7 protein-coding genes and 2 pseudogenes are annotated in these 7,969 nt (G+C 45.7%); 7 read left to right on the plus strand and 2 right to left on the minus strand.

What is annotated here, in order from left to right; translation table 11 throughout:
* The 7 genes and pseudogenes from DEH07_02445 to rsgA form a co-directional block, all read left to right on the plus strand.
* The coding region (locus tag DEH07_02445; protein HBY03404.1) for a multidrug ABC transporter substrate-binding protein at window positions 1-227 on the plus strand (227 nt) is incomplete at its 5' end.
* A 253-nt stretch (window positions 228-480) separates the two neighbouring features.
* Complete coding sequence (locus DEH07_02450; protein HBY03405.1) at window positions 481-1,365, plus strand: hypothetical protein; 885 nt, start codon at window positions 481-483, stop codon at window positions 1,363-1,365.
* An 86-nt stretch (window positions 1,366-1,451) separates the two neighbouring features.
* A pseudogene (locus tag DEH07_02455) lies at window positions 1,452-2,585 on the plus strand (mannosyltransferase).
* A 23-nt stretch (window positions 2,586-2,608) separates the two neighbouring features.
* Window positions 2,609-3,582, plus strand: a pseudogene (locus DEH07_02460) (glycosyltransferase).
* Between the two features lie 46 nt (window positions 3,583-3,628).
* Window positions 3,629-3,982, plus strand: a complete 354-nt coding sequence (locus DEH07_02465; protein HBY03406.1) for a hypothetical protein — start codon at window positions 3,629-3,631, stop codon at window positions 3,980-3,982.
* Between the two features lie 468 nt (window positions 3,983-4,450).
* Window positions 4,451-4,870: a hypothetical protein gene (locus DEH07_02470; GenBank protein ID HBY03407.1), complete on the plus strand. Its 420-nt coding sequence runs from the start codon at window positions 4,451-4,453 to the stop codon at window positions 4,868-4,870.
* A 29-nt stretch (window positions 4,871-4,899) separates the two neighbouring features.
* Entirely contained in the window at window positions 4,900-5,979 is a 1,080-nt protein-coding gene (rsgA, locus tag DEH07_02475) for a ribosome small subunit-dependent GTPase A (protein ID HBY03408.1), read from the plus strand.
* Between the two features lie 225 nt (window positions 5,980-6,204).
* Here rsgA and DEH07_02480 read toward each other — a convergent pair whose 3' ends face one another.
* Window positions 6,205-6,813, minus strand: a complete 609-nt coding sequence (locus tag DEH07_02480) for a muramidase (GenBank protein HBY03409.1) — start codon at window positions 6,811-6,813, stop codon at window positions 6,205-6,207.
* Between the two features lie 33 nt (window positions 6,814-6,846).
* Complete coding sequence (locus DEH07_02485; GenBank protein HBY03410.1) at window positions 6,847-7,830, minus strand: alpha/beta hydrolase; 984 nt, start codon at window positions 7,828-7,830, stop codon at window positions 6,847-6,849.
* Between the last annotated feature and the right edge of the window lie 139 nt (window positions 7,831-7,969).

Raw genomic sequence — 7,969 nt, forward strand, 5'->3', positions numbered from 1 at the left:
TTATTTTGTTACGGATCCTTAGCATAGCCGGATCTTTATTTGGAATTGTTTTCGGTGTCGCAGGAGCAAAGATCTTCTCCTATTTTGCGAACTGGTCTACGACAATTTCCATTCAGGCGATTGTACTTTCTGTAGCCTTTGCTCTTTTTGTCGGAGTGTTCTTCGGCTATTACCCGGCGCGCAGGGCATCCAGGTTAAACCCTGCAGAAGCGCTGAGCTATGAGTAGACATCCATGCCGTAGGCGAACATGAGCACGAAGGCAGTTGACCTCCCTGATGCACATCATCTATAAAAATGAACAATTTTATCAGTAAGTTTTAAGTTCCCCTCATGGGGAATTTTTTTTAAGGGGAAATTTTCAGTAAGTATTCAGCAACAACTCAAGCAATGTTCAGTATCCTTTAAGGGGAAATTCAGCCGGAATGGTTATTCTAAGAAAGGAAAAAGGCTGGTTAATGGTTGGCCAAAGGGGGATAAAAATGAAATCAATTAAACTAAATTTCCGGATAGATTATATTCTGGCAGTCATTGCTGCGCTGTCTGCATTTTTAAATATTTTCAACATCTGGAATGACACTACCGCAAATGCCTATTATACCGCGGCGGTTACCAGTATGCTGCAGAACTTTCACAATTTCTTCTATGGAACTCTGGATCCCGGCGGATTTGTAACGATTGACAAACCGCCGGTGGCATTCTGGATCCAGACGGCGTTCGCCTATGTTTTCGGCGTTCATGGGTGGAGCGTAATCTTGCCGCAGGCGTTAGCTGCAGTAGGGTCAGTTTTGCTGATCTATTTTCTTGTCAAGCCGACTTTCGGCAAAACAGCCGCCCGTCTGTCAAGCCTGGTTATGGCCTGTTCCCCGGTTGCCGTGGCGGTAAGCCGGACCAATAACATCGACGGTTTATTGGTGTTTGCCCTGCTCCTTGCGACATGGATGCTGCTAAAGGGAATCCGAAATCAAAAGCTGCCCTGGTTGTTGGGCGCCTTTGCAATGATCGGGGTAGCTTTTAATATAAAGATGCTTCAGGCGTATATGGTCCTGCCTGCTTTTTACCTGGTCTGCATTTTAGCTTTCAAGTGCGGCTGGAAGAAGAAGCTGGTTACCCTTGCCGCAGCAACGGTTATTTTGCTTGGAGTTTCCCTATCCTGGGCGATCATCGTTGATACAACTCCGCAGGAAAACCGGCCGTACATAGGCGGCAGTAAAACGAACTCCGTCCTGGAACTTGCCCTTGGATATAACGGCATACAGCGACTCGAAGGAATGGGCGCAAGGGGGCAAGGGGGCAAGACGCCGGTGCAGACAGAAATCCTCAGCAAATCCAGCGGGACGGATATGTGTCTGACCTGCGGCAAATGACTCAGAATACAAATAATAGTTATAACCGGCCGTTCATACCGCCGGGTGGAAACAATTCAACCGGCCGGCAGCCGGCGCCTCCGGGAGGAAATGGTATGCCTGAAGGTTTCCAACCGGACGGCAGCAACAGGTCCGGATCTATGCCCGGTGGCGGAGGCGGCCCGCAGGGACGGGGTGGCGGCGGTATGTTTGGCACCGGCCAGGCCGGCCCGCTCCGTTTGTTCCAATCAGAACTTTCCGGACAAAACAGCTGGCTGCTGCCGTTTGCAGCGTTTGGCTGCATCGGTTTGCTTGCAGGAATACGCAGGAGAAAGCCTCTCACTGCAAAGCAGAATGAAACCTTGTTCTGGTTAGCCTGGCTGCTCCCGGTGATGGCCTTTTTCAGCATAGCAGGGTTCTTCCATCAATACTACCTGATCATGCTCGCTCCGCCAATTGCGGTTCTTGCAGGAGCAGGCTGGGTCGAACTCTGGAAACAATACAGCGAGCAGGACGGCTGGAAAAAGTGGCTTCTGCCGGCGGGCTTTATAGCAACCTTGGCTTTTGAACTCTATGTGCTGCAGCCTTATCTAAAGCAAATTGGTACGGGATGGTCAATTGGAATCGGCGCCGCGGGAATCGTCTTATTACTTATCCTGCTTTTAGCCAGGAAGAAACAGAAACTGGCTTTCACAGCTGCAATAGCCGGTATGCTGGTCTTGCTTGTTGCGCCATTGTTCTGGTCGGCTACTCCCATCTTGTACGGCGATAACAGTATGTTGCCTCAGGCCGGCCCTGGTCAGCAAAGGATCGGGCAAAGACAGAATGTAAGGGATGGGGGGAACTCAGGAATAAATACTAAATTAGTGGATTATTTAACAAAAAATAATACCGGGGAAACCTGCCTGTTTGCAACAACCGACGCATCTACGGCAGAAGCCTACATCATTCAAACAGGAAAAGCAGTCATACCCATGGGTGGCTTTAGCGGATCGGATCCGGTTTTTACTGTGGAGAAACTAAAGCAGGCAGTAGCAGACAAGAAAGTAAAGTATTTCTTAATTTCTTCCGGTTCCGGTTTTGACGGAAGAGGGGGCGGCAGCAGCGAAGTACTGGATTGGATACGTAAAAACAGCACGGAGATTCCCGAAGAAGAGTGGCAGTCGGCTTCTTCTGACAGCGGTGGCCCTGCGGGGATGAGAAACGGTATGGCTTTATATAAAATTAATCTAAATCAATGAAAAATGTACGGGGATGAGATTAAATGAACGACAACGTTCGTTACAGCGTAATAATTCCGGTTTATAACGAAGAAGCCGTTATAAACGAGACCTACCGCCGGTTGAAACAGGTCATGAAAACTTTAAATGAACCGTACGAGTTGCTGTTTGTAAACGACGGGAGCCGGGACAAAACTGCGGAAATTATCAAAGGTTTTTCAGCATCGGACTCAAGTGTAAAGCTTCTGGATTTCTCAAGAAATTTCGGACATCAAATTGCAATTACCGCGGGTATGGACTATGCACGCGGAGACGCCGTCATAATTATCGACGCCGACTTGCAGGATCCGCCGGAAGTAATTCCGCAAATGATTGATCAATGGCGGCAGGGATACGAGGTTGTCTATGCGAAGCGTTCCAAGCGGATGGGGGAGACTTTCTTTAAAAGAACAACCGCATCCTTATTCTACCGCATACTCCGGTCCTTGACGGAAGGCGTAAATATCCCGCTTGATACCGGGGATTTCCGTCTCATCGACAGGAAAGTCTGCGATGCTATGCAATGTATAAGGGAAAAGAACCGCTTTGTCCGCGGCCTTGTCAGTTGGGTAGGCTTCCGCAGCACAGCTGTTGAATACACCAGGGAAGAAAGGTATGCCGGGGAAACTAAATATTCTTTAAAAAAATGTTTCGCTTTTCAATAGACGGAGTTGCGTCTTTTTCCTATAAACCGTTGAAATGGGCAGCTTCTTTTGGGCTTGCTGTGGTTGCGGCCAGTTTCATTTACCTGATTTTTTCTCTTGCTCAAATATTATTTTCATACAGCGCCGTTTCCTGGTGGCAGCCGCTTATGGCCTGCCTGTTCTTGCTGGACGGTGTTGTTCTGATTGTGTTAGGCGTGCTTGGGGAATATGTGGGCAGAATTTACGATGAAACCAAAAACCGCCTGTTATATGTACTCAGGAACAAGCAGGAACTTGAAGCTGCAAAGCGTAATGGGGTGATTCTCAGTGAGTAAAAACATACAGACAACTGCGCAATTCCTTCGTTTTTGCACTGTGGGCATGGGTAATACGGCAGTCGACTTTACCGTCTTTTTTCTTTTAACTTTAACCGGGGCGCCGTACCTTGCTGCACAAGCGCTTTCCTACTCGGCTGGTGTTGCAAACAGCTTCTTCCTTAACAGGAAGTGGACATTCCGGGTTGAACGCAAAGCAAATTTCGTGGAAGCGGCAAACTTCGTTATCGTGAACGGGTTTTCCTTGTTGACATCCTTTGGCGTGCTGGCTGTTTTACACGATCTGAATCACCTTGATCTGTGGCCCAGCAAATGCATAGCGACAGGGGCTGCTATTATAGTGAACTTTATAGGGAGCCGGTTCTGGGTATTTAACCGGAGAGCGGAGGGTGAAATTTAATGAATAGACATCCATGTCACTGAAGCGATGCCAGCTACAAGGATAGAAAATTCATCGAAAAAGGGAGGACAATGCCTTAAGTGCGATTTTGAGCCTTAATTCAAAGAACGAGTGAACTCGAGGATAAGCGAGGGAATTGTTTGAGGCGCATAAGCGCCGAGTTTTGACCGAGCCCGAGGGTAAACGAGTTCGTACAAGTATAAGAGGCGAACATGAGCACGTAGGCAGTTGACCTCCCTAATGCAAGATTATTTTCAGGATAGTTACCAGATCCGTAACTTAACAATTTACAAAGCGCCCTGGCCACAGGGCTTTTTTGTGCCCTGAATGTTACACAGTTGGGGTTATTGATTGATCAAGGCTTATTCTGCGGGTATAATTTAGTTTGCCAACAAAATTATTAAAACCTGAGAGAATGTTATATTTTGTACATTTAAGGAAGGGGCAATGAGTAATGAGTAATGAGTAATGAGTAAAGCAGCAATAGATGCTAGTTCGCTGATTGGCGCATGGAAGCTGGTTTCATATGAGGTACGCAGGCCTGACGGGGGCGTATTCTTGCCAATGGGCAGTGAACCGGTGGGTTATTACATTATCAGTCCCGAAGGTTACTCCAATGTATGCCTGACGCCGGGCAACAGGCCCAAATCCGCATCGGATAACCGCCTGACGGACGCTGAAAAAATCGATGCCGCAAATGTTGTTTTTTATTCCGGGAAATACGAGATAGTTGACAATGATCTGATTGTGCGTCCTGAAGTAAGTTTTTTGCCAAACTGGGTGGGAACACAGGTAGTCAGGCATGTGAAACTGGAGGGCGGCATGATGACGCTGAGCGCATTCTTAAAGGACGGTTCGGAAGCAGCGCTTACCTGGAAAAAACCATAGGGTAGTGACAAGGGGACGAAGTATCAATTATGAATGACAGACTGCTTAGTTTAGGTTTTTCTGAAGAGATTATTCAGGAGTCCGTACAATATAAAGAGCTTTTCCCGGGCAGAGTGATTGCGCAGTATAAAGGTTTATACAGGGTTGCCACCGAAAACTCGGAAATGGCGGCTGAAATATCCGGAAAATTCCGCCATTTAGCTGCTGCTCTTTCCGATTATCCTGCTGTAGGGGACTTTGTCATGCTTGACAGGGTTAATAACCTGTCCGGCAATGCTATAATCCATCATGTGCTGGCACGAAAAAGTGTATTCATTAGAAGAGCTGCAGGGACGGCAAATGATGTTCAGACTGTAGCCGCAAATATAGACATTGTTTTTATTTGCATGTCATTAAATAAAGACTTTAATTTGCGGCGGCTTGAGCGTTATCTGTCAATCACCTGGGATAGCGGAGCCACTCCTGTGATTGTCCTTACAAAATCGGATTTGTGCGGGGAAATAGCATTAAAGCTTTCAGAAATTCAGGTGATTGCGGCCGGTGTTGACATAGTTACTACGTCGAGCATAGTTGCTGACGGGTATAAACCAATAATAAAATATCTGGCGCCCGGTAAAACAGTTGCTTTTATAGGCTCGTCGGGTGTCGGAAAATCAACCTTGATCAACCAGCTGATTGGCCGTGAACTTATCGAAACAAAAGAAACGGGGAAGGACGACAAAGGCAGGCATGCGACAACAAGGAGGGAATTGATGATCATTCCCGCCGGGGGAGCTGTTATAGATACGCCGGGTATGCGTGAACTTGGAATTGAAAGTGCAAATTTTACAAAAACCTTTGCGGATATTAATGAGCTTGCCAGGAAATGCAAATTCAGTAACTGCCAACATATTAACGAGCCAAATTGCGCCGTAAGAAAAGCTGTCGAGGACGGCCTGATTACAGAAGGACGTCTTTTAAGTTATCAGAAACTTAAAAAAGAGGCAAAGTACGAGGACCTAAATTTTAAACAAATCGAAAAAGAGAAAATAAATACGATGTTTGCAGATGTAGGCGGGATAAGAAATGCACGGGCGCTGATCAAATCAAAGAGCAGGAAGCAACAGTAATCCCCTATACGTCATCCATATCCTTTCCGGTTTTCTGCCTGATGAATATGTTAATTCTAATACTTCCGTATCTTTTATTTTCCAAAATACATTTTATCCTGGGGTAAACGAATATCTATAAGTTCCGGTTCTTTGCTTATCTTATCCCAGGTATCCTTGCTGACTTCCCACTGAACATGATAATCTGAATTCCCGGATCGTTGCCTGAAGCTAATCAAATAAATCTTATTTACCCATAGCTTTTAAGGCAACAGAACACAGCATCCAGAATGAAACCGATTCCAGCGGATCATGATCCTCACTGATCAGCCCCGCTTCCTTCGCTTTTTTAACTATGTCTATCTGCCATTGTTCGGCTGTTTTTTTAACTTCCTGATCGAATTTTTTCAGGTTGTATTGATTTATGATCCCAATTAGTTTTTCCGGATAACCGCTGTCGGTTGCATACCCGCATGCATAAAGCATCTTTGCGGCTTCTTCTGCTGTATGAGCCTCTCTTACACGGTCATAGCGCGATTGTGTTAATACTTGATAACGGTCGGACAGGCATTCTTCATAATTATAATAAGCCCTGAATTGCGCAAGGATTTTAATCCTGCTGCCGTCAGGATTTTCTTCCTCCGTCCCGCAGGTTACTGATCCGGCCGGCCCTGTCCCCTTAATGCCAAAAAGGTTGTTGCTTACTTTGCCGGTATCTTTGTCTGCCGGAATAAACTTGCCCCATCCTGTTTCCAGCGCCGCCTGCGCTAAGGTAAGACTTGAAAAAAGCCCGGTCTTTATTTGAAGGTTTTGAACACCGGGTAAAAGGGCAGCTATAAATTCATCCGGTTTCATACCAGAAGCCTCCTTCTATAGGCTATGTGATTGCTACTGCCTGTACTTTTTCTTCCACTCTTCAAAATCCCAAGTCTTAAGGAATTCCTCAGCTGTTTTTTTACCGTTATCATATAGTTTCAGGCTTTCTTCCCGGGTAATGTCAAAATAAGTTGTTTTTATTTCCTTTTCTATACCGTCAATATTAATTGCCGTGGGAATTCCTATTGTCCTGCTATAATCTCCCTTTGACTTGGAGATATAAAAATTATCATGTGCGCCGCTCATCGTGCCGACGAGAGCAAGCAAATAACTTAGAGGGTTATGTATGATATTTTTAGGATCGCCTTTTTTAATTTCCCTCGTATTCGGCTCCATCAGCTTAAAACCAAATGTCGGCCATGGCGGTGAACTGGTGCCGTCGTCCATAAGCCAGATTGGATAGTTGCTTAACACCCCGCCATCTACAATGATATGTACCTTCCCGCTGCGATCCTCAAGCTTTACGGGCTCAAAAAACAAAGGAATGCTCATACTCATTCGCACAGCTTTGGTAATGCTGAATTGGTCAGGATCAAGGCCAAAATCCTTAAGGTCCTGCGGAAGGATAAGCAGCCTGTGGTCAGTTATATCCGTTGCAATTACCTGCAGCCTGTACATATATTTTTCTTCTGTGTAATCGGTTCTTATCTGGCCAAAGGTAGTCTTACCCTTGGCTTCCAGCAAGTCGCCAAGCCAGGATTCAAAGTAATTGCCCTCATATATTCCATATTCAAAAATTGTACTCAAGCCTTTTCCGATAACGCCGAACTTGTCCAGAAATCCTTCATCCTTGAATTTTGTGTAATCCAATTTCAGTAGTTCACTTTTTATTTCTTCGGCCTTATAATCTACTGCAAGCAATGCGGCAACAATCGCCCCCGCCGAAGTACCCGCCATATTCTCAAATACATAGCCTGCCTCTTCCATCCCGGCAACCGCGCCGATCAGGCCAATTCCCTTAACTCCGCCGCCTTCAAAAACGCCATCTGCTTTAATCGCTATTTACCTCCCGGAATTTTTACATAAAATAATTATTCATAGTAATAATTTGGATATCTGTTTAAAGAATCCTTTGGAAATTACTGCCATATACCTTAAAAATTTAAGATTATGTATGAAACTGGCGAACGATTGT

The organism is Desulfotomaculum sp. (assembly GCA_003513005.1).
GTDB lineage: Bacteria > Bacillota > Desulfotomaculia > Desulfotomaculales > Nap2-2B > 46-80.

Coding starts and splice junctions, on each gene's coding strand:
- DEH07_02450 (HBY03405.1), top strand. CDS start 481: ATGAAATCAATTAAACTAAATTTCCGGATAGATTATATTCTGGCAGTC.
- DEH07_02465 (HBY03406.1), top strand. CDS start 3,629: ATGGGTAATACGGCAGTCGACTTTACCGTCTTTTTTCTTTTAACTTTA.
- DEH07_02470 (HBY03407.1), top strand. CDS start 4,451: ATGAGTAAAGCAGCAATAGATGCTAGTTCGCTGATTGGCGCATGGAAG.
- rsgA (HBY03408.1), top strand. CDS start 4,900: ATGAATGACAGACTGCTTAGTTTAGGTTTTTCTGAAGAGATTATTCAG.
- DEH07_02480 (HBY03409.1), bottom strand. CDS start 6,813: ATGAAACCGGATGAATTTATAGCTGCCCTTTTACCCGGTGTTCAAAAC.